The organism is Paraburkholderia sp. EG304 (assembly GCF_046543485.1).
GTDB classification, from domain to species: Bacteria; Pseudomonadota; Gammaproteobacteria; order Burkholderiales; family Burkholderiaceae; genus Paraburkholderia; species Paraburkholderia youngii.
In genome coordinates this window covers 1-985 of record NZ_JBKGUA010000241.1, presented here as the reverse complement: position 1 = coordinate 985, position 985 = coordinate 1, and the positions used below count along the sequence as shown (strand labels likewise).

General features: G+C 54.7%; 2 rRNA genes. Both read right to left on the bottom strand.

The window, feature by feature from the left end:
- Window positions 1–47 precede the first annotated feature (47 nt).
- Window positions 48–162: ribosomal RNA gene (gene rrf, locus ACLFKU_RS43610) — 5S ribosomal RNA — on the bottom strand.
- A 124-nt stretch (window positions 163–286) separates the two neighbouring features.
- Window positions 287–985: ribosomal RNA gene (locus ACLFKU_RS43605) — 23S ribosomal RNA — on the bottom strand; the annotation flags it as partial.

Sequence of the window (985 nt, the reverse complement as noted above, 5' to 3'; positions counted from 1 at the left end):
AAAAGGAAAACCCCGCTGCGTGAGCAGCGGGGTTTTCGGGGTAAAAACCCTGGCGATGACCTACTCTCGCATGGCTTAGGCCACACTACCATCGGCGCAGCTGCGTTTCACTTCCGAGTTCGGGATGGGATCGGGTGGTTCCACAGCGCTAATTTCACCAGGGAGACAGTTGGAGCGTCGCCATCCTAAGGAACGGATAAGGCGCCTGCCTCTCGTAAGTCTTGTGACGTAGCGTGCACTTGGGATCTATCGACATGTCATGTCGGCCAAGGCAACTTGAGGTTATATGGTCAAGCCACACGGATCATTAGTATCAGTTAGCTCAATACATTGCTGTACTTACACACCTGACCTATCAACCACATAGTCTATATGGTTCCTTCAGGGGGCTTGTGCCCCGGGAGATCTCATCTTGAGGCGCGCTTCCCGCTTAGATGCTTTCAGCGGTTATCGCTTCCGAACATAGCTACCCGGCAATGCCACTGGCGTGACAACCGGAACACCAGAGGTTCGTCCACTCCGGTCCTCTCGTACTAGGAGCAGCCCCTCTCAAATCTCCAACGCCCATGGCAGATAGGGACCGAACTGTCTCACGACGTTCTGAACCCAGCTCGCGTACCACTTTAAATGGCGAACAGCCATACCCTTGGGACCGACTACAGCCCCAGGATGTGATGAGCCGACATCGAGGTGCCAAACACCGCCGTCGATATGAACTCTTGGGCGGTATCAGCCTGTTATCCCCGGAGTACCTTTTATCCGTTGAGCGATGGCCCTTCCATACAGAACCACCGGATCACTAAGTCCTAGTTTCCTACCTGCTTGATCCGTCGATCTTGCAGTCAAGCACGCTTATGCCTTTGCACACAGTGCGCGATGTCCGACCGCGCTGAGCGTACCTTCGAGCTCCTCCGTTACTCTTTAGGAGGAGACCGCCCCAGTCAAACTACCCACCATACACGGTCCCCGATCCAGATTATGGACC